This window comes from Lebetimonas sp. JS032 (assembly GCF_000523315.1).
In the GTDB taxonomy this organism is placed as follows: Bacteria; Campylobacterota; Campylobacteria; order Campylobacterales; family Nautiliaceae; genus Lebetimonas.
In genome coordinates this window covers 651,154-672,500 of record NZ_ATHS01000001.1, presented here as the reverse complement: position 1 = coordinate 672,500, position 21,347 = coordinate 651,154, and the positions used below count along the sequence as shown (strand labels likewise).

At 33.1% G+C, this 21,347-nt stretch carries 15 protein-coding genes, 2 tRNA genes, 3 rRNA genes and 2 pseudogenes (1 of these 22 running past the window's edge); 13 read left to right on the top strand and 9 right to left on the bottom strand.

What is annotated here, in order from left to right:
- The 5 genes from DZ65_RS09825 to rrf all read left to right on the top strand — a co-directional run.
- Positions 1-71: ribosomal RNA gene (locus DZ65_RS09825) — 16S ribosomal RNA — on the top strand; it begins 1,438 nt to the left of the window's first position.
- An 86-nt stretch (positions 72-157) separates the two neighbouring features.
- A tRNA-Ile gene (locus tag DZ65_RS0103685) sits at positions 158-234 on the top strand.
- Between the two features lie 80 nt (positions 235-314).
- Positions 315-390, top strand: a tRNA-Ala gene (locus tag DZ65_RS0103680).
- Positions 391-743: 353 nt separating this feature from the next.
- Positions 744-3,630, top strand: a 23S ribosomal RNA gene (locus DZ65_RS0103675).
- Positions 3,631-3,688: 58 nt separating this feature from the next.
- Positions 3,689-3,804, top strand: a 5S ribosomal RNA gene (rrf, locus tag DZ65_RS0103670).
- The 16S, 23S and 5S rRNA genes sit together here with 2 tRNA genes alongside, the layout of an rRNA operon.
- Before the next feature lie 179 nt (positions 3,805-3,983).
- On the opposite strand, the gene DZ65_RS11455 is transcribed toward rrf, so the two are convergent.
- The 4 genes and pseudogenes from DZ65_RS11455 to DZ65_RS0103655 form a co-directional block, all read right to left on the bottom strand.
- The gene (locus tag DZ65_RS11455; RefSeq protein WP_156919570.1) at positions 3,984-4,187 is read right to left on the bottom strand and encodes a HupE/UreJ family protein; all 204 of its coding nucleotides are present in this window, start codon (positions 4,185-4,187) and stop codon (positions 3,984-3,986) included.
- Positions 4,188-4,201: 14 nt separating this feature from the next.
- Positions 4,202-5,375 (bottom strand): annotated as a pseudogene (locus DZ65_RS10545) (IS256 family transposase).
- Entirely contained in the window at positions 5,345-5,989 is a 645-nt protein-coding gene (locus DZ65_RS0103660) for a HupE/UreJ family protein (RefSeq protein WP_024791228.1), read from the bottom strand. Before DZ65_RS0103660 ends, DZ65_RS10545 begins: the two are co-directional and overlap by 31 nt.
- Positions 5,990-6,030: 41 nt before the next feature.
- Positions 6,031-6,240 carry a hypothetical protein gene (locus DZ65_RS0103655; protein WP_024791227.1) on the bottom strand — a complete coding sequence of 70 codons (210 nt, stop codon included), beginning with the start codon at positions 6,238-6,240 and terminating at the stop codon, positions 6,031-6,033.
- Between the two features lie 65 nt (positions 6,241-6,305).
- Here DZ65_RS0103655 and pseB point away from each other — a divergent pair, with 65 nt between their 5' ends.
- From pseB to pseI, 6 genes are read left to right on the top strand one after another with little or no spacing between them, the layout of a single operon-like run.
- Entirely contained in the window at positions 6,306-7,295 is a 990-nt protein-coding gene (pseB, locus tag DZ65_RS0103650) for a UDP-N-acetylglucosamine 4,6-dehydratase (inverting) (RefSeq protein WP_024787308.1), read from the top strand.
- A complete protein-coding gene (gene pseC / locus DZ65_RS0103645) occupies positions 7,295-8,503 on the top strand; it encodes a UDP-4-amino-4,6-dideoxy-N-acetyl-beta-L-altrosamine transaminase (protein WP_024787307.1) in 1,209 nt (402 codons plus the stop codon). Before pseB ends, pseC begins: the two co-directional genes overlap by 1 nt.
- A complete protein-coding gene (gene pseF / locus DZ65_RS0103640) occupies positions 8,500-9,177 on the top strand; it encodes a pseudaminic acid cytidylyltransferase (protein WP_024789498.1) in 678 nt (225 codons plus the stop codon). The genes pseC and pseF overlap by 4 nt, the downstream gene beginning before the upstream one ends.
- Positions 9,161-10,009: a UDP-2,4-diacetamido-2,4,6-trideoxy-beta-L-altropyranose hydrolase gene (gene pseG / locus DZ65_RS0103635; RefSeq protein ID WP_024791226.1), complete on the top strand. Its 849-nt coding sequence runs from the start codon at positions 9,161-9,163 to the stop codon at positions 10,007-10,009. The genes pseF and pseG overlap by 17 nt, the downstream gene beginning before the upstream one ends.
- Positions 9,978-10,421 (top strand): UDP-4-amino-4,6-dideoxy-N-acetyl-beta-L-altrosamine N-acetyltransferase, encoded by a 444-nt coding sequence (pseH, locus tag DZ65_RS0103630; protein ID WP_024789496.1) that lies wholly within the window; start codon positions 9,978-9,980, stop codon positions 10,419-10,421. The genes pseG and pseH overlap by 32 nt, the downstream gene beginning before the upstream one ends.
- Complete coding sequence (gene pseI / locus DZ65_RS0103625; protein ID WP_024791225.1) at positions 10,402-11,418, top strand: pseudaminic acid synthase; 1,017 nt, start codon at positions 10,402-10,404, stop codon at positions 11,416-11,418. The genes pseH and pseI overlap by 20 nt, the downstream gene beginning before the upstream one ends.
- Here pseI and DZ65_RS0103620 read toward each other — a convergent pair.
- The 4 genes from DZ65_RS0103620 to DZ65_RS0103600 all read right to left on the bottom strand — a co-directional run bounded on the left by DZ65_RS0103620 (position 11,408) and on the right by DZ65_RS0103600 (position 16,056).
- Complete coding sequence (locus DZ65_RS0103620) at positions 11,408-12,469, bottom strand: DUF354 domain-containing protein (protein ID WP_035003100.1); 1,062 nt, start codon at positions 12,467-12,469, stop codon at positions 11,408-11,410. The two genes, pseI and DZ65_RS0103620, sit on opposite strands and share 11 nt — an antisense overlap.
- Entirely contained in the window at positions 12,466-13,383 is a 918-nt protein-coding gene (locus tag DZ65_RS0103615) for a UDP-glucuronic acid decarboxylase family protein (protein ID WP_024787301.1), read from the bottom strand. Before DZ65_RS0103615 ends, DZ65_RS0103620 begins: the two co-directional genes overlap by 4 nt.
- Positions 13,384-13,394: 11 nt before the next feature.
- Positions 13,395-14,324, bottom strand: a complete 930-nt coding sequence (locus tag DZ65_RS09805; RefSeq protein WP_024791224.1) for a glycosyltransferase family 2 protein — start codon at positions 14,322-14,324, stop codon at positions 13,395-13,397.
- Between the two features lie 202 nt (positions 14,325-14,526).
- Complete coding sequence (locus DZ65_RS0103600; RefSeq protein WP_024791222.1) at positions 14,527-16,056, bottom strand: hypothetical protein; 1,530 nt, start codon at positions 16,054-16,056, stop codon at positions 14,527-14,529.
- Positions 16,057-16,160: 104 nt separating this feature from the next.
- Here DZ65_RS0103600 and DZ65_RS11450 point away from each other — a divergent pair.
- Positions 16,161-17,679: pseudogene (locus tag DZ65_RS11450) on the top strand (flagellin B).
- 187 nt (positions 17,680-17,866) lie between these two features.
- Positions 17,867-19,384 carry a flagellin A gene (locus DZ65_RS0103580; RefSeq protein ID WP_024791221.1) on the top strand — a complete coding sequence of 506 codons (1,518 nt, stop codon included), beginning with the start codon at positions 17,867-17,869 and terminating at the stop codon, positions 19,382-19,384.
- Positions 19,385-19,393: 9 nt separating this feature from the next.
- On the opposite strand, the gene DZ65_RS0103575 is transcribed toward DZ65_RS0103580, so the two are convergent.
- Positions 19,394-21,304, bottom strand: a complete 1,911-nt coding sequence (locus DZ65_RS0103575; RefSeq protein WP_024791220.1) for a motility associated factor glycosyltransferase family protein — start codon at positions 21,302-21,304, stop codon at positions 19,394-19,396.
- Positions 21,305-21,347: the final 43 nt, after the last annotated feature.

The window sequence follows — 21,347 nt, the reverse complement described above, 5'->3', positions numbered from 1 at the left end:
TGGGCACGGCGACTGGGGTGAAGTCGTAACAAGGTAGCCGTAGGAGAACCTGCGGCTGGATCACCTCCTTTCAGAGAGAGTAGATTCGTTTCTACTCTCTAAAAGAGCCCTGAGGGTCTGCTGCTTATATGTAAGCTTTCAACCCTTATCAGGCTAAGGGACTATAGCTCAGCTGGTTAGAGCGCACCCCTGATAAGGGTGAGGTCCCAGGTTCAAGTCCTGGTAGTCCCACCAGTTAAGTTGCCAAGAGGCCAAGAAGCCAGGTAGTTAAGTGAATAACTTGGAACTATGAACTAGGTGCTTTGAACTAAGAAGGGGACATAGCTCAGCTGGTAGAGCGCCTGCCTTGCACGCAGGAGGTCAGGGGTTCGACTCCCCTTGTCTCCACCATGCAAGAGTAGCCTGTAAAGTAGCTAAAGGCTGTTATACAGACTGCGTGCTTGCACGGGAGGGGCGTAAAGCAAACGACAACTGCTTGTCGTTTGTAGCCCCGCACGGTGATTGCGATGTGCGAAAGAAGTGAGCACCGCAAGACGCCAGTAGGAGGTCAGGGGTTCGACTCCCCTTGTCTCCACCAAGCAAGGGCAGTTATGAATGATGAATTAAAAATGTAAATTCAATATTTAAAATTCAACATTCAACATTAATAAAATGTAGAATGGAGAATGAGAGACATTTTCCATTGTACATTTTAGTACGAGAGATAATTGAAAATTAGTTGTTAAAAGTCTTGTCCACGCCGCGAGAAAGCTACTAAGGGCGAGCGGTGGATGCCTAGGTTGGCAGAGGCGAAGAAGGACGTGCCAGGCTGCGAAAAGCCAGGGGGAGCTGTCAAGGAGCGTTGATCCCTGGATATCCGAATGGGGCAACCCGGCCAGTTGAGAGACTGGTCACCCACGTAAGTGGGGGCGAACCCGGGGAAGTGAAACATCTCAGTACCCGGAGGAGAGGAAATCAAACGAGATTCCCAAAGTAGCGGCGAGCGAAATGGGATTAGCCCGTCTTAGTGTAGCCGGTATTTTAGGGGAGTTACCTGGAAAGGTAAGCCACAGAGGGTGAAAGCCCCGTACCCAAAAAGATACCGGTGGGACTAAGCTAAGACCTAGCGAGTAGCTCGGGACACGTGTTATCCTGAGTGAAGATGGGAGGACCACCTTCCAAGGCTAAATACTCCTGCCAGACCGATAGTGCACAAGTACCGTGAGGGAAAGGTGAAAAGAACCCCAGTGAGGGGAGTGAAATAGAACCTGAAACCGTTTGCCTACAATCATTCGGAGCCCTATTGTCTTCGGACAAGGGTGACGGACTGCCTTTTGCATAATGAGCCTGCGAGTTGTGGTTACTGGCGAGGTTAACCCGAGAGGGGGAGCCGAAGCGAAAGCGAGTCAGTAGCTGCAGACCCGAAGCTGAGTGATCTATCCATGGGCAGGTTGAAGCGGGTGTAAGAGCCCGTGGAGGACCGAACCGGTAGGCGTTGAAAAGCCTTCGGATGACCTGTGGATAGGGGTGAAAGGCCAATCAAACTCAGTGATAGCTGGTTCTCTCCGAAATGCATTTAGGTGCAGCGTTAAGAGGTAGCCATAGGGGGTAGAGCACTGATAGGGCTAGGGCGGCCCACAGCTGTACCAAACCCTGTCAAACTCCGAATACCTATGGTGTAATCTTAGCAGTGAGGCGTAGGGTGATAAAATCCTATGTCGAGAGGGGAACAACCCAGACTACCGACTAAGGTCCCAAAGTTAAACTTAAGTGGAAAAGGAGGTTTTCCTGCTTAAACAACCAGGAGGTTGGCTTAGAAGCAGCCATCCTTTAAAGAAAGCGTAACAGCTCACTGGTCGAGCGGGGAGGCGCCGAAAATATAACGGGGCTAAAAGTTTACACCGAAGTCGTAGATTCTTACTTTGTAAGAGTGGTAGGAGAGCGTTGATGACAGCGATGAAGCCGTACCGGTAAGGAGCGGTGGAGCGTCATCAAGTGAGCATGCAGGCATGAGTAGCGATAAAATGGGTGAGAATCCCATTCGCCGAAAGCCCAAGGTTTCCTACACGATGTTCGTCAGTGTAGGGTTAGTCGGGGCCTAAGATGAGGCCGAAAGGCGTAGTCGATGGGGAAACGGTTAATATTCCGTTACCTACTAACAATGAGCCGAAGGGGGGACGCTTGGGGTTAACCGAGGTCACTGATGGAATAGTGGTTCGAAGGGTGTAGGGTGAAGAGTAGGCAAATCCGCTCTTCAATAGCCCGAGACCCGACAGGCCTCCAAAGCTCTTCGGAGCGGAGGGGGAATCGGAGATGCCCTGAGCCGAGAAAAGCCTCTAAGGCGATTGAGTTGTTAGTAGCCCGTACCGTAAACCGACACAGGTGGGCGGGATGAGTATTCTAAGGCGCGTGGAAGAACCCTCTCTAAGGAACTCGGCAAACTGACACCGTAACTTCGGGATAAGGTGTGCCCCGAGTAGGTGAAGCTCCTTGCGAGTGGAGCCGAAAGGGGTCGCAGCACAGCGCTCTTGTCGACTGTTTACCAAAAACACAGCACTCTGCTAACTCGTAAGAGGAGGTATAGGGTGTGACGCCTGCCCGGTGCCGGAAGGTTAAGGGGATCCGTTAGCCATAAGGCGAAGCGGTGAACTGAAGCCCCGGTAAACGGCGGCCGTAACTATAACGGTCCTAAGGTAGCGAAATTCCTTGTCGGTTAAATACCGACCTGCATGAATGGCGTAACGAATGAGGGGCTGTCTCAGAGAGGGATCCAGTGAAATTGTAGTGGAGGTGAAAATTCCTCCTACCCGCGGCAAGACGGAAAGACCCCGTGGACCTTTACTACAGCTTGGCATTGTAGGTGGGATATCCATGTGCAGGATAGGTGGGAGGCTGAGAAGCCAGGGCGCCAGCTCTGGTGGAGCCGATCTTGAGATACCACCCTTGGATATCCTGCCTACTAACCCGCAGGAGTAATCCTTCTGGGGGACAGTGCCTGGCGGGTAGTTTGACTGGGGCGGTCGCCTCCTAAAGAGTAACGGAGGCTCACAAAGGTTGGCTCAAGGCGGTTGGAAATCGTCTGAAGAGTGTAAAGGCACAAGCCAGCCTGACTGCGAGAGAGACACCTCGAGCAGAGACGAAAGTCGGTCTTAGTGATCCGGTGGTTCTGAGTGGAAGGGCCATCGCTCAAAGGATAAAAGGTACCCCGGGGATAACAGGCTGATCTCCCCCGAGAGCTCACATCGACGGGGAGGTTTGGCACCTCGATGTCGGCTCATCGCATCCTGGGGCTGGAGCAGGTCCCAAGGGTATGGCTGTTCGCCATTTAAAGCGGTACGCGAGCTGGGTTCAGAACGTCGTGAGACAGTTCGGTCCCTATCTGCCGTGGGCGCAGGAAGGTTGAGGAGAGCTAACCCTAGTACGAGAGGACCGGGTTGGACGAGCCACTGGTGTACCAGTTGTCCTGCCAAGGGCAGCGCTGGGTAGCCAAGCTCGGAAGGGATAACCGCTGAAAGCATCTAAGCGGGAAGCCCACTCCAAGATGAGCCTTCCCATGAGGGTGCAGGAAGACTACCTGCTTGATAGGCTGGGGGTGTAAGCCCTGCGAGGGGTTGAGCTGACCAGTACTAATAACCCGAATGGCTTTTAAGCGGACGTGAGACAAGACTTTTAACAGCTAATTTTTAATTTATGAGATAATATATTTAAGCTTAGTGGGCAAAGCGGAGGGGAAACACCCTGAACCATTCCGAACCAGGAAGTTAAGCCCTCCAGCGCTGATGATACTGCGCCCTACGGGTGTGGGAAAGTAGGTCCTCGCTAAGCTTTAATATGTTATCTTCTTTATCATTAATCCTTTTTTATTGTTTACTATCATTTTGGGTCTGGCACCTTTGATATGCAGAGTCTAATATTCATTATCCCTTTTATATATATCGTTTATTCCTAACTTCTTTGTTTATCTTTATTTATATTAATTATTCATTCTTTTATATTAAATATAATTAAAATGGCATAAAATGTAAATTAAAACTTCTATCAATTATCCACAATATTGAAAGAATTATTGTTATATAAATTATCAATTTGATTAATTTGCTTTTTCTAAAATAATAAAGAGGAAAGAAAACTAATGTAATAATCATTATCTGGCCTATTTCCACTCCAATATTAAATCCGAAAAGAGACCGTTCAAAATTCCGTGTCAACTGAGGAGATTATATCATAAGTTTAAAGCATCATCTAATCTTCCTTCAAAGAAAATTGCCAGTTGAGAGAGTGTAAGATTCCAGTTTTTAATAGGCATAGTCCATTTTTTCTCTGCATTTTGTATACCCATATATAGTAGTTTCAGTAAGCTGTTTTCATTTGGAAAAGCACCTTTTGTTTTGGTTAATTTCCTAAATTGTCTATGAACTGATTCAATAATATTAGTTGTGTATATAACTTTTTTTATATCTTGAGGCACTTGTATCTACAATATTTAATGACTATAGGATATTTATCTCCCCATTTTTCTTCAATATTGTCAAGTTCAGTTTCAGCCTGTTCTTTGGATATTGCCTGATATACTTTTTTTAAATCTTTCATAAACTCTTTTTTATCTTTAGAAGCTACATATTTTAATGAATTCCTAACCTGATGAATTATACATAACTGAACCTCTGTATTTGGATATATAGCGTTAATGGCTTCTGGAAATCCTTTAAGTCCATCTATACTTGCAATAAGTATATCTTTTACTCCTCTGTTGTTTAAATCTGTTAAAACCTGAAGCCAGAAATTTGCTCCTTCACTTTCACTTAAATAAAGTCCTAAAATTTCTTTTTTTCCTTGAATCCTAAAATTGTATAAACCGCTTTATTTACATATTTCCCATCTTCTTTGATTTTATAATGAATTGCATCCATAAATACAAATGGATATATACTCTCTAAAGGTCTTGATTGCCACTCTTTGATTTTTGGTATTATTTTATCCGTTATTGCATTTATTGTAGCTGATGAAATAGAAATTTGATAAAGCTCTTCAATATGTGATTTTATATCTTTATAGCTCATTCCAAGTGCATATAATGATAATATCTTCTCTTCTATTTCATCACTTATTGTTGTTTGATGTTTTTTTACTATTTGAGGCTCAAATCTACCTTCTCTATCTCTTGGGGTAGCAAGTTCAAATTCTCCTGATGTTGATTTTACTGTTTTTCTGTTGTAACCGTTTCTGCGATTTTTTTTACCATTTAATACTTCATCTGCAATATGAGATTCTATTTCTGCTTCAAGTGCAGCTTCTACCAATTCTTTAATTAATGGAGCTAATACTCCATCTTTCCCACCTATCTTTTTACCTGCTAATAAATCTTTTACTGCTTTGTCAAAATTAAATTTCTCCATGTCAGTCCTTTCTTCTTTAGTATTTTACCTTGGCTAACACTCTCTCCGAAAACCACTTTAATAAAATTTATATGTTCTACATTCATTTCATTTAATGCATTTGCAAATCCGAATCCGTGTATAAATCCAAATAAAAAAGCTAGCAACCACTCTTTTTTTATCCAAAAATATAAGTTATTTAATGCCATAAATAATATTGTACAAGCAATCAATACTTCTGTTAAATTTTCAGGTGGATTTACAATATTAAACATACTTAAACTTAACGTAATAGAATGAGAAATTGTAAACGCAGTTGCAATTTCTATTATTTCTATTATACTTTTTTTTAGATTGTTATTTTTTAATAAAACTGAAATAATAAGCATTAATAAAAAGAATATATGGTCTATTCCTTCTAAAATATGGAAAATCCCCTCTTTTAAAAAAGCTAAAAATTCATTTTGATTATTTTTTAAAATATAACGTTTTTTATTAGGATTAAATACGATAATTTTTGTAGAATTATTTTCTACAATTTTTATTATTCCCTGTTGCGTTTTGTCTATATCAAAAAATATATCAAAATATATTTTATTAATGTTATTACATTTTAAATTGAAATAATTATCCACTATAACTTCGTTTTTTATTTTCGTATAAAGAGGATTTATTTTCAGTTATCTATTTTTATGTGATTTAAAATATATGATTGAATTTCTTTGTTTGAGATATTTTCTTTATACAGTGCTTTTTGCATATTAAAAATAGCAAATCTCATATATAAAGTAGGTATGGTTTTATTTAAATCCAGTGTCATTTTTGTAATATTAAGAGGATGAGCGTTTAGAAGAATAAAGATTATTAATAAAATTATTTTTTTCATTTTTTTATAAAATTTTACTAAAGTTTTATGGAATAAAAATTGCTTTTTATTTAAAAAGGAATAAATTGTTTAATAATAAAAACATACTTATTACAGGCGGTACCGGAAGTTTTGGTAAAAAATATACAGAAATAATCTTAAAAAATTATAAACCTAACAAAATTATTATTTACAGCAGGGATGAGCTTAAACAGTATGAAATGGCTCAGGTTTTTAATGAAAAATGTATGAGATATTTTATAGGTGACGTAAGGGATAAAAACAGGCTTAAAAAAGCAATGGAAGATGTGGATTATGTGATTCATGCAGCGGCTCTTAAACATGTTCCGGTTGCCGAATATAATCCGATGGAATGTATAAAAACAAATATAAATGGTGCTGAAAATGTAATAGAATGTGCAATTGAAAACGAAGTAGAAAAGATAATAGCCCTCTCAACTGATAAAGCGGCTGCCCCAATTAATTTATACGGTGCCACAAAACTGGCGAGTGATAAGCTTTTTATTGCTGCAAATAATTTAGTAGGTAAAAGAAAAACAAGGTTTGCCGTTGTGAGATACGGTAATGTAATAGGCTCACGCGGAAGTGTGGTTCCATTTTTTGTAAAATTGATAAAACAGGGCAGAAAAAAGCTTCCTATTACCCACAAGGATATGACAAGGTTTTTAATTACGCTTGAGCAGGGTGTGAAATTTGTTTTAAAAAATTTCGAAAGAATGCACGGCGGAGAAATATTTGTTCCCAAAATTCCTTCAATGAAAATGACTGATTTAGCAAAAGCATTATGTCCTGAATGTGAATTGGAAGAAATTGGAATAAGACCTGGTGAAAAATTACATGAAGTAATGATTACCAAAAATGACAGGTGCATTGAGTTTAACGACCATTTTGTAATAAAGCCTACAATTCAATTTCATACTCCGGTTGATTACAGCGTTAATAATTTAGGGGAAAAAGGAGAGGAAAAAGATATCGGTTTTGAATATTCTTCCGATAATAATGACTGGTGGTTAAACAGTGAAGAATTTTTAAAATTAGCCAAGGAATTTATTTAATGAAAAGAATACCTTATTCAAGACAGTTTATTGATGAAAATGACAAAAAAGCTATTTTAGAAACTCTTGAAAGTGATTTTTTAACAACAGGACCAAAAATAAAAGAATTTGAAGAAGCTTTATGTAAATATACAGGGGCTAAATATGCTGTGGCTGTCAGTAACGGAACGGCGGCGCTTCACATATCAAGTCTGATTTTACTAAACAAAGGTGATTTGGTTTTAACCACTCCGAATTCATTTGTGGCTACAAGTAATTCTATTCTTTATGCCGGGGCTATTCCGCTGTTTATAGATATAAAAGAGAATGGAAATATAGATTTGGATAAATGTATAGAAATTATAAACCAGTTTGGAAACAGAATAAAAGCCGTATATGCTGTTCATCTTTCCGGAAACCCTGTTGATATGGAAAAATTAGTGTATATCAAAAAAAATTATCCTTATATAAAAATTTTAGAAGATGCTTCGCATGCGATAGGGGCAACTTATAGATGGAAAATGGAAAATGGAAAATGGAAAATTAATAAAATTGGAGATTGTCAAATAAGTGATATAACAACATTTTCATTTCATCCAGTAAAAAATATAACTACAGCTGAAGGCGGAGCGATTTTGACAAATAATGAAGAAATTTACAAAAAAGCACTTATTCTTAGAAATCACGGAATTGTTAGAATGGAAAATGGAAAATGGAAAATGGAAAATGAAGATATGGCTTATGATAAAAAAGGCAATTTAAATCCGTGGTATTATGAAATGAAAGAGCTTGGTTTTAACTATAGAATTACAGATATGCAGTGTGCTCTTGGCTTAAGTCAGCTTAAAAAACTTGATAAGTTTATACAAAAAAAACACTATCTTGCTAAGAGATATGATAAAGCTTTTGAAAATTCAATAATTAAGCCGCTTTATAAATTCAATGAATTTTCAGCTTATCATTTATACGTTGTAAGGGTTGATTTCAGTAAACTTGATATTACAAAAGCCGAGCTTTTTTATAAATTAAGAAAAGCTGGAATTTTTTTGCAGCTTCATTATATTCCTATAAACAAACAGCCTTATTATAAAAAGCTTGGGTACGGTAGTGAAAATCTGCCAAAGATGTACAAATATTATGAAGAGGCTTTTTCAATCCCTCTTTATTATTCTCTGAGTGAAAAAGAGCAGGATTATGTGATTGAAAAACTATTTGAGGCTCTTAAATGAATATATGTATAATACCGGCAAGAGGCGGCAGTAAAAGGATACCTAAAAAAAATATAAAATCTTTTTGTGGTAAACCGTTAATTGTTTATTCGATAGAAACGGCTAAAAAAAGTAATTTGTTTGAAAAAACAGTTGTTTCAACCGACAGTGAAGAAATAGCTGAAATTAGTAAAAAATACGGAGCCCAAATACTTTATAGACCAAAAGAGTTATCAGATGATTATACTTCAAGTGTTGATGTGTTCGAACATGCAATAAACAAACTTAACAAAGAAAAAAAATATAAATATGCCTGTATGATTTATCCAACAGCCCCTTTTTTAGAAGTTAAGTATTTAAAAGAAGGGTTTGAAAAATTAAAAAATTCAGATGTATGTTATTCTTTTTCTGCTACAACATATGATTTTCCCATATGGAGGGGATTTGAAATAAATCATGATAAAGCAAAAATGTTTTTTCCTGAATTTATGGAAAAAAGAAGTCAGGATTTAAAAGAAGCTTTCCATGATGCCGGACAGTTTTACTGGAAAAAAATAAATTGCACTGAAAAATTTAAATTTGACGGAAATATTCCGATAATTATTCCAAGATATTTAGCCCAGGATATTGATACAATTGAGGATTTTATAAGAGCTGAAATGATGTATAAGGCTTATTGTGATTATAAGAATTGATTTTTCAAGTGAAATTGGACTTGGACATTTAAAAAGAATAGAAGCTTTTGTAAAAAAATACAATATAAAAAATTCTGTAATTATTTGTAAAGAATGCAATGAAAAACTAACTTCTTTACCAGTTGTGAAAATAAAAGATGAAAAAGAGTTTTTTAAAAAAGTAAAAAAATTAAAACCACAAAAAGTAATTGTTGATAATTACAATTTTACTTATGAAAATGAAAAAGAGTTTAAAAAATTATTTCCTGAAATTAAGCTAATAGTATTTGACGACTTATACTATAGACACTATGCAGATGAAGTAATAAATGTAAATTTATACGCCAAAAAAGAAAAATACATTGGTAAAATCCCGCCTTTTTGCAAAGTTACAATACTTCCCCCGCTAATCAGGGAAGAATTTCAAAAAGCAAAAAAGAAAAAAGATAAAAAAGAAGGGATTTTTATCTCTTTTGGAGGAACTGATGCTAAGGGAATCGGACTTAAGGTTTTAAAAGAGTTAAAAAAACTGAAATTTCCTGTAAATTTTTATACAACAAGCTCTAATAAAAATTTAATTAAACTAAAAAGATTTTGCCAAGTAAATAAATGGTGCAAACTGCATATTGACGAAAATGTGGCTAAGGGAATGGCAAAAAGTAAATTTGCAATAATTACGCCAAGCACTATCTCGTGGGAAGCTATTCATATGAATTTACCTTTTATTGCTATTGAAATAGCCGATAATCAAAAAGAAATAGCCAAATATTTAAAAGAAAAAAGAATTTCTGTCTTAAAAATAAGGGATATAAGGAAAATTGGTGAAAAGCTTCGTAGATTTAACATTGGATGAAAAAAAAGAAGTTTTAAAGTGGAGAAACCATCCAGAAATCAGGAAATGGATGTTTGATAAGAATGAAATTTCTTTAAAAAATCATTTAGAATTTATTGAAAAACTAAAAAACGATAAATCAAGACTATATTTTAAAGTAAATGATTTAGGAGTGATAAATTTTAAAATAAATAAAAACTCAGCAGAAATAGGAATTCATAAAAATCCTGAAAAAAAAGGTGTTGGAAAAATTTTAATTAAAAAAATTATTGATTATGGCTTTAATATGTTAAATTTAAATAAACTTATACTTTATGTATATGAAGATAATCTAAAAGCTATAAATTTATACAAAAAATATGGATTTAAAGAGACTGATAAAAAAAATAACTTAATAAAAATGGAGCTTGAAAATGAAAATAGGAAAAATTGATACAAAAGACAAAGTTTTTATAATAGCTGAGCTTAGTGCAAATCATAACCATTCTTTACAAACGGCAGAAGATACAATATATGCAGCAAAAGAAAGCGGAGCTGATGCAATAAAACTTCAAACTTATACTCCTGATTCTCTTACAATTGATTGTAAAAAAGATGATTTTTTAATTAAAGGCGGGCTTTGGGATGGGAAAAATTTGTATGAATTATATAAAGTTGCAATGACTCCACTTGAGTGGCATGAGGAACTTTTTAACTATGCAAGAAGTTTAGATTTAGAAGTATTTAGTTCACCTTTTAGCAAAAAAGATGTTGATTTTTTAAAACAGTTTAATCCTCCTGCTTATAAAATAGCTTCATTTGAAATTACTGATTATGAATTTGTAGATTATGTTGTTTGTCAGGAAAAACCAATAATTGTCTCAACCGGTATTGCAGAATTTGAAGATATTCAAAATGCCATAAATTCAGCCAAAAAATATAATATTGATATTGCCCTTTTAAAATGCACATCAGCCTATCCCGCACCAAGAAGCGAAGTAAATCTAAAAACAATTCCTGCAATGAAAGAGATATTTAACTGCGAAATAGGTTTTTCAGACCATACTCTTGGTATTTCAGCTCCCATAGCGGCTGTTACGCTTGGAGCAAGAATAGTTGAAAAACACTTTATTTTAGATAAATCTATTGATTCTCCAGACAGGGCATTTAGTCTAACTCCAAAAGAATTTAAAGAGATGGTTAAAACTGTAAGAGAAGTTGAAGAAATGATTGGAGAGGTAGATTTTAAACCAAAAAAAGGAAGAGAATTTGCAAGAAGTTTATATGTTGTAAAAGATATTAAAAAAGGTGAAAAATTCACCCGTGAAAATATACGCTCAATCCGTCCGGGATATGGACTTCATCCAAAATATCTGCCTCAAATTCTTGGAAAAAAGGCATGCAAGGATTTGGAAAGAGGGGAAAGACTTAGTTGGGAAGTTATTGGATGATGTTATTTATTAGTAAATCTGAATTTACTTCCATTTGATCTAAAATTTCAGTATTTGGTTTTAATTTAAATTCTGTTGCTTTTTTTACCAAATTTAATAGCTCTTCTTTATTGTTTGTCCAATACATTAAATTATTATCAATCTGCCATTTATCGTAATGGCTTATAAAACTTCTTGTTGAAATTGTCTGAGTGCCAAGAAAACAGCTTTCAGTATTTATTGTTCCGCCACCTCCAATGAATAAATCAGCGTCTTTTAATAAATGCTGAAGAAAAATTTTTTCTTCTATCACATAAGCAAAAGGAAACTCTTTTTTTAGATAGTTACTTTCATATCTTGGAATTATTATAATATTTGCATTAAATTTTTTATAAATTTCTGGAATTGCTTCATATAAAAAAGGATATTTTTTATTTACATAACTTGATTTATACTCTTCTTCTCTTATAACTATTGTAAATTTATTTCTATTTATGTTGTATTTATTATAAAAACTTTCAATATATTTTTTATCAAATTTAAATTTTTTAAGCCAAATTAAAGGATCAATAAAATTATATTCAATAATTTGTTCTTTTTCTAATCCCAATCTTAAATAAATTTCATCTGGTATAATAAATGGTTTAAATATTTTAGTGGATAATGGAATAGAGAGTTTTATTTGGGGAAGGGCTGATTTTAAATTTGTTGTATGACCTTTAATTGGCATATCATAAAAGTTAATAACTTCAATACCTAATCCAAATCCAACTCTGCTACTGTCAACTACGCTTCCACTTACGATTTTTTCGATAGAGTATTTTTTTATTACATCGATTAATTGTAATTGTCTTTGTATACTGGCTTTTAATTTGTTTTCTAAATCTGCGCCTCCAAATTCTCCAATAGAAATATAATTTATTTTATATAAATCTAAAATTTTATTAAGCTCTGAATATCCTTTTCCTCCTCGGGAAGTTACAATTACAGTATGGTTTTTTTTTAATTTTTTTATTATAGGTATAAAAAAAAGTGCCCATTTTGACATATCCAAATCAAAAAGTATATTCATAATTGCTCTTTAAAATATTTAATGGTTTTTTTTAATCCTTCATTAAAAGATATTTTTGGTTGCCAATTTAAAAGTTTTTTAGCTTTTTTAATATCAGGTTTTCTAACTTTTGGATCATCTTCCATTTTATTTAAAAATTTAATTTTACTTTTCGGGTTTGTTAAGTTTATTATTTTTTCAGCAACTTCTATTATTGAATATTCTTCAGGATTTCCAATATTTATAGGGCCGTTTTCATTTGAATTCATCATTTTAATAAGTCCATTTACTAAATCATCCACATAACAAAAACTTCTTGTTTGTTTACCGTCTCCATAAATAGTGATATCTTGATTTGTCAATGCCTGAATAATAAAATTGCTAATAACTCTTCCGTCATCAGCTCTCATATTTGGACCGTAAGTATTAAAAATTCTAACTATTTTTACATTAATGTTTTTTTCTCTTTTAAAATTACTGCATAATGTTTCTGCACATCTTTTCCCTTCATCATAACAAGCTCTTGGACCTATGGTATTTACATTTCCAAAATATTCTTCGGTTTGAGGATGTATTAAAGGATCTCCATATACTTCACTGGTGGAAGCTTGAAGAAATTTTGCATTATATTTATCTGCTAATTCTAATAAATTCAAAGTTCCTATAACAGAAATTTTTGTTGTATATATAGGATATTTAAAATATTGTTTTGGTGATGCGGGACAAGCTAAATTGTATATTTCATCAACTTTTATATCAATTGGATTTACTATATCATGATTAATAAATGTATAATTTTTGTGATTATAGATATTATTTTTCTGGCCTGTGAGTAAATTGTCAATACAAATTACTTCATTATTCTCTTCAAGTAGTTTTTTGCATAAATGGCTTCCTATAAAACCGGCTCCGCCTGCTATTAAAATTTTTTTCAATCTATTTCCTTTTATGGTAAATGAGTTTTTTTCTTAAGTTTTGTCTTTTTTTGTCTTTTATAAAAATTTAACATTTTTTTTGCTATTTGAATTTTTTTGATAAATGGAGCGTTTATTTCTAAAAACAATAATTTTAAATATAATTTAAAAATATTAAAATCATAAATTTGCTTTGTAGTAAATTCTAAATATAAATCATATGGATTTTCAAAAAATCTTTTTTCTATATTAATTTTATCTAAATAGTATTTCTTTATTTTATGTAATATATAATCTCTGTAAAATTTATCTTTTAAAGTATCAGAATTATTACATGCAAATAAATTGTCTCCATGTATTCTGTATTCACTTAATTCTTTATCAATGAAAAACATTTCTGTCATTAAATTAGATATAAAAACAATAACATCATCAGCTCTGATTTTAAAAAATTTTTCATAAGGAATTGGAAAAATTTGGTTTGCCAGTTTTTTTGATATTGAAATATTAGATGTAGTGCTTCCTGCAAAAAAAGTTAAATAATAAACTAAAAACATATTATATCCTCCATATGGATAATATGGACCTTTATAAGCAGTATTTCCAATTAATTTATAATCATTAACTATATATTCATAACCTTTTTCATATATTTCTTTAATTTTTTTAAGTTTATTTGGTAGAAATTTATCATCACTATCTAAAAAACAAATTATTTCCCCATTGCAATGTTTAAAACCTTCATTAAATGCGCTTGCCTGCCCTCCATTTTTTTTAAATATAGGTTTAATTCTTTTATCTTTATTAGCATATTTTTCAATTATTTCTTTTGAATTGTCACTGCTTCCGTCATCAACAATAATAATTTCAAAATTCTGATATGTTTGATCTAAAACACTTTCGGTACATTCTGATAAAAATTTTCCATAATTATAATTATCTATTAAAACTGAAATTAGCATAAAAAACCTTTTCAATAAAATTTGATTCTATATTTTTTAAAATATCTATTTGAAACAGCTTTTGCAATGTTTAATCTTTTATCTTTAAATTTTTTTAACAAAATTAGCAATTTTAACATATTTATTTTTATCATTTGCAATAGGATAAAATAATCTTTTAAATTTTCTAAATCTTCTTTTGTATAATTAGGTCCATAATGGATTAAAGTAAAGGGAATGTTTCTGGCCAAACATCAATAATCCATCCATATACATGCGGATTAATTTGGCCTGTAAAAATAAATCTATTTTCATCTATATCGTATTTTTTAAGTTTTTTCTTAATGCTTTCTTGATTTCCTTCTCCACAGGCTAAATATATTGTATTTGGATTTTGTTTCATAATTTCGGCTAAAACTTTAATATATTCTTCACTGTCTATTTTAATTAGTCTTCCGATAGTGCCTAAAATTACAGTGTTTTTCCCATATTTTTGTAAAAGGTTTTCTTTTATTTTTTTGCCTTCTATTTTACAATATTCAGGCCCTATTAAAAATTCTTCAGCCATAGGAACGTTAAATATTTTCCATTCGTAATTTTTACATTCTTGTTCAAAATGGCTAATTCTAAGGTCTATATTTTCAATCTCACTTGTGCAGTTTCCGTGAGACCAGAAAATTTGTTTTGGTGCAGTTTTTGTAGAAAAAAGAAAATTTGGAATATCATAACCAAAACCAGAAACTAAAATATCAATTTTGTCTTTTAAAATTTGTTCTCTTAAATCAAGAGCTTTTGGCAAATGTTTATAATAATACCCATCTTTGTAAAATTTAAACTGGGGGGTATAAACTTCAATACCTATTTTTTTAAGTTTAATAACCCATTCTTCTTCATCAGGGTTTTTATCTACATAATTCATTGAATAAACAAATATTTTGTAATTATTTTTAAATTCATTATTATCCATTAATTCTTTCCATAATGAATATTCTACCATTAAAGGGGATGTGGTTACTAATGTGTCTATTAAAAAACCTATTCTTTTCTTTTTGTTATTATAAGTTTGCGGTGGTTTTGGCAGATTGTTTTTTTCACCCCATTTTTTATAATATTTACTTAAAGGTTTTTCTATAATTTCGTTAAATTTTTCCCAGTCTTTGATAGTCTGGGACGAATTTCCGTAAAAATGGTATATATAAAAATGAATATACATAATGTCTTCCATAAAATCTTTTTTAATTGCATAATCAATCAATTCTTTAAAAAGAGGTAACTGCTCAAGCCAAAAAGGTTTTACAAAAATATTTTTATTATGCCAAACAGCTAAAATATTTACAAAGACATTCCTTCTTGTCTGTTCATTTAGTGAAAAAAAATAATCTGAATTAAGAATTTTATTTAATGTTTCTAAAAATAGTTTTTGTGTAAGTGAAATGGTCGTTCGAAAAAAATCAAGAGAGTAAAAAACGTCTTTTATATCATGTTTAAAATGAAGTGATCTGAATAGGTAATTTTTTAGAGCATTTTCTTTTGAAGTAAATGTTTCTAAAATAAACAATACATTATTTATTATACCTTTTTCAGCATTTAATGCATTTGGATAATAATTTTTTAAAGCTTCAATATTTTTTTCTAAAAACTTATTATATTTAAATTTTATGTTTTTTACTTTATCATAATAATTTATATAAGCATTTGAAGGCAAATCGCCTTTTTTTAATAAATTTATAATATTTTCTCTTATTTTTTTCATTATTTTTATACTTTTTTTGAAAAATTATATCAAAAAAATATTTTATCGGCCGATATATATCCAAGATGGCAAGGAAGCCATCATAAAATTAAAAGGAGTTAAAAATGAGTTTTAGAATCAGAACAAATGTAGCGGCTCTTAATGCGCATGCTGCAGAAATGGTAACAAACAGAAATTTAAATGATTCTCTTGAAAAATTAAGCACAGGGCTTAGAATAAACAAAGCAGCAGACGACGCATCAGGTCTTCAGATTGCGGATTCTTTAAGAGATCAGGCTGACAGTTTAGGTCAGGCTATTAGAAATGCCAATGATGCCGTCGGCGTTATGCAAATTGCCGACAAAGCAATGGATGAACAGGTAAAAATTCTTAATACAATTAAAGTAAAAGCCACTCAGGCCGCACAGGACGGACAGACAACAGATACAAGAAAAGCGCTTCAGGAAGATATTACAAGATTAATGGAAGAGCTTGACAATATTGCTCAAACAACATCTTATAACGGTAAAAAACTCTTAAGCGGTAGTTTTACCAATCAAAAATTCCAAATCGGTGCTTATTCAAATGAAACAATAACAGCAAGTATAGGTGCCACATCTTCAGACAAAATAGGAAACACAAGATTTGAAACAACTGCGTATGTTGCTGTTTCAGCAGGGGCAAATTCATTAAAAGATGTAGCTTTAAAATTTAAATCAGTAGACGGGAAAAGAGATATTACAATTAGAAACAGTAAAAGTATCAACAAGTGCAGGAACAGGTATAGGGGTGCTTGCGGAAGTTATCAATAAAAACTCTAATTTAACTGGTGTCAGGGCTTCATGGAAGGTACAGGGAACAGGCTCAAGTGAGATTAGTTCCGGTACTGTTCACGGATTAAAAATAAACGGTGTGGAAATAGGTGACCTTACTGTTCAAAAAGCAGACAGTGACGGAACATTGGTTAATGCAATTAATGCGGTAAAAGACCAAACCGGTGTGGAAGCATATGTAGACGAGCAGGGAAGGCTTAATTTAAGAAGTTTGGACGGTAGGGCAATTCAGGTTTCTACTACATCAGCATCAACAGTATTAGGAAACGGAAGTTTTAACAAAGCTTCAGTAACAGATACAATTGTCGGAAGGCTTACTTTTGTAAGACTTGATGCAAGGGATATTAAAATCAGTGGAACAAGTGCTTCTTTGGTTGGTGTAACAAGTAAAATGGCCGAGGCCACTATTAATTTAAGAACAATCAAAAACAGATTTAATACAACTCAGGCAAGTGCAATAGGTGCGAATGCAAATTCACTAATTGCCACTGATAACGCCAGCGGAATAGGTGCAGGGGTTACAACTCTAAAAGGTGCTATGGCTGTTATGAATATTTCAGACAGTGCAGCTAAACTTCTTGATGAAATCAGAGCAGGAATAGGTTCTGTTCAAAATCAATTAACAAGTACAATTAATAACATTTCAGTGACTCAAGTAAATGTAAAAGCGGCTGAATCTCAAATCAGAGATGTAGATTTTGCAGCTGAAACAGCTAATTTCCAAAAATGGAATTTATTGGCACAATCAGGAAGTTATGCACTTTCTCAGGCTAATGCTGTCCAACAGAATGTTATGAGATTATTACAATAATATTTCTTCGATTTTAAAAAGGCTTTTTGCCTTTTTCTTTATTTTTTAATTTTCCATTATCCATCTGGCCGCTTTTCAAGCAGCTAGGTGAACTGCTCATTTGCGCTCATTTTCCGTTCTCCATTTTACATTTTTCACTTTTCGGAATAGCTTTTGCTTCTTTTTTTAAAATATTAAGGAGAAGCATATGGGCTTTAGAATAAATACAAACATTGCTGCATTAAATGCACATGCGGCAGCTGTGGCCAACAACAGGGAACTTAGCGATTCTTTGGAAAAACTTTCAACTGGACTTAGAATAAACAAAGCTGCGGATGACGCATCAGGTCTTCAGATTGCAGATTCTTTGAGAGATCAGGCTGACAGTTTAGGTCAGGCTATTAGAAATGCCAATGATGCCGTCGGCGTTATGCAAATTGCCGACAAAGCAATGGACGAACAGGTAAAAATTCTTGATACAATTAAAGTAAAAGCCACTCAGGCCGCACAGGACGGACAGACAACAGATACAAGAAAAGCGCTTCAGGAAGATATTACAAGATTAATGGAAGAGCTTGATAATATTGCTCAAACAACATCTTATAACGGTAAAAAACTCTTAAGCGGTAGTTTTACCAATCAAAAATTCCAAATAGGTGCTTATTCAAATGAAACAGTTCAGGCGAGTATAGGTGCCACATCTTCAGACAAAATAGGAAACACAAGATTTGAAACAACTGCGGATGTTGCTGTTTCTACTGCTTCCAATTCACTTAATAGCTATAAATTAACATTTAAATCAGCAGACGGAAGAAGAGATATACAATTAGAAACAGTAAAAGTATCAACAAGTGCAGGAACAGGAATAGGAGTACTTGCGGAAGTTATAAATAAAAACTCTGATTTAACAGGAGTCAGGGCATCATGGCAGGTACATGGAACAGGTTCAAGTGAAATACAAGCAGGCACCGTTCACGGATTAAAAATAAACGGGGTTGAAATAGGTGATCTTACTGTTCAAAAAGCAGACAGTGACGGAACATTGGTTAATGCAATTAATGCGGTAAAAGATGAAACCGGTGTGGAAGCTTATATAGATCATGAAGGCAGACTTAATCTAAGAAGTTTGAACGGTAGGGCAATTCAGGTTTCTACTACATCAGGCTCTTCAATACTTGGAGGGGGAAGTTTTGCAAATGCATCGGCATCAGATACAATTGTCGGAAGGCTTACATTAACAAGATTAGATGCAAGAGATATTAAAATTACCGGAACAGGTATTTCAAAAATAGGTATTACCAGTAACATGGCCGAGGCCACTATTAATTTAAGAACTATTAAAGGCTCTTTCAGTGCAGATCAGGCAAGTGCCATTGGAGCAAATGCAAATTCTGTGGTAGGAGCGGATAATGCAAGCGGAATAGGCGCAGGAGTTACAACACTAAAAGGTGCTATGGCTGTTATGGATATTGCCGAGAGTGCACAAAAACTTCTTGATAAAGTAAGAGCAGATATAGGTTCTGTACAAAATCAGTTGGTTAGTACAATAAACAATATTTCCGTAACACAGGTAAATGTAAAAGCGGCTGAATCTCAAATCAGAGATGTAGATTTTGCAGCTGAAACAGCTAATTTCCAAAAACATAATCTTTTAGCACAATCAGGAAGTTTTGCCTTGTCTCAGGCTAACGCAGTACAGCAGAATGTATTGAAATTGTTACAATAATTAGAAAAATCAATAAGATTTTTCTTTTTTTAATTCTTTTTCTACAAAAGGAAGGGCTCTTTTTACAACAACTATTTGTGCGTTTATGCTTCCTGCTAAATTAAAAAGCCATTCTCTGTGATTCATTATCCAGTCTATTAATTTTGCTTTTTTTTCAATGTCGGTTTTTGGATTTTGAACCTGAATTTTAGCAAGGTCTGTTTCCTTGTTTATCAGATATGGAACCATAGTTTCCCCATAGCACTGCATAAAAGTTTTTGATTCGATTTTTTCTTTTATTTTATCAATTTTATCAGAGAGTCTGTTTAATTTTTTAAAATCTATCTTTTCAAGATGATTGTTTTTGTTTAATTCCACCAGTTCGTCAAAACATTTAGCTACTTCAATAAACACTTTTTCAATGTCTGATTTTGTTTTTTCTCCTATTTTAATCATCTTCAATGTTTTATTGTATGCTTTTTGTAGATTTTTAATATAACCGTCAATTCTCGGTTTTCTAAGTTTTATTTTTGATTTTGGAATTTTTTTGACATATTTTTTAATAACTTCGCTAAAAGGCATTTCTATACTGCCTTCTATTCTTGCCCCTCCTTCAGTTGCATTAATAGTTAAAATTCCTTCAAGGTTTGTTTCATATATATCTTTTTCAAAAAAGTTTTTAAACATAAGCCATGTTTTTGACGTTCTGATTACCCCGTTTCCCCCGTATTTCGTGACATATTCATCGGTTTCTTTGTATTCTATCTCTTTTTCCCCGTATACATGTCCTTTTGCATGACTTGTTCCATCTTCACTGTAAGCCAAATCCTGTCCAATTAAAACAATTTTTTTAAATCCAAGCATATAAGCAAGTTCATAAGCCATATTAGCAGCACTCATTCCAACACCTAAATATCCGTATTTTTTAAGATTTAGGAATCTGTTATATTGAAAACCTCTCATAGAAAGAATTTTTGGCCCGTATGAATTTTTTAAAACATTTTCATGTTGAAGCGATGCATGGATTGTGATAAATTTTTCCTGAAATTCTTTTGATGTATTGTCAAAAAATTTAGCTGTTTCCTTTACCCTTTCCAGACTTGTTACAAAATCCGGAATAATGCCCCATTTTTCAAGTATGGGCATAGAAGCGTCCACGCTGATAATACTCACATAATTTTGTATTTCTTTAAGCAGGGGCAGCTGTTTTGTAAGAGAAGGTCCGGTTGAGACAATAATTGCGATATCCGAATTTTTTTTTCCTTTAATCGACTGAATCGGCGGGTTTTTGAGCATTTCAGGCATATTTTTTATAGAATGCTCTATTCCTATCAATGTATCTATTGTGTCATTACCAAAATTAATAACGGCTTGTTTTATTGCCCTTGTAAATAACTGATTTATATCAATAATGTCTTTTTTATATAATTTTTCATAATATTTTGTGTTAATTTGTAATTCATATGTTTTGACAAAAAGAATAATATCCGGATGGGTCATTATTTTTATTGCTTCCGGATAATTGAACTGGGCTGATTTATAAAGGATTAATCTGTTTTCTTCAATCTCTTTTGAAAAATCTATTAAATTTAAAACAATAAATAAAATTTGAGTGTCCGGTTCAATAACTACTATTTTTTTTCTTATGGGGTTGTCAAGCAGTAATTTTATTAAAATACCGTTTCCTGTCCCATAAAAAAATAAAACAGGATATCTTAAATATTTTTGATCAAATATTTTTTTTTGTGATTCAATTTCATCTAATGGTTTGGTTTCATAAAGCGGAAGTTTTTTTTCTTTATCTATTAAGTTTATGTTTGCCGGGTCATCCCCTTGTTGGAATATTTCAAATTTGGTATTTTGAAAACCAAAAAGTTCTGTTGCTAAATTTGGATTTTGATTAAATAAAGCTTTTATGTTTTTTTCAAAGATTGGAGACATTTTTTTCCTTTTTTGATATATTTAAGCTTATATCGGTATTTTT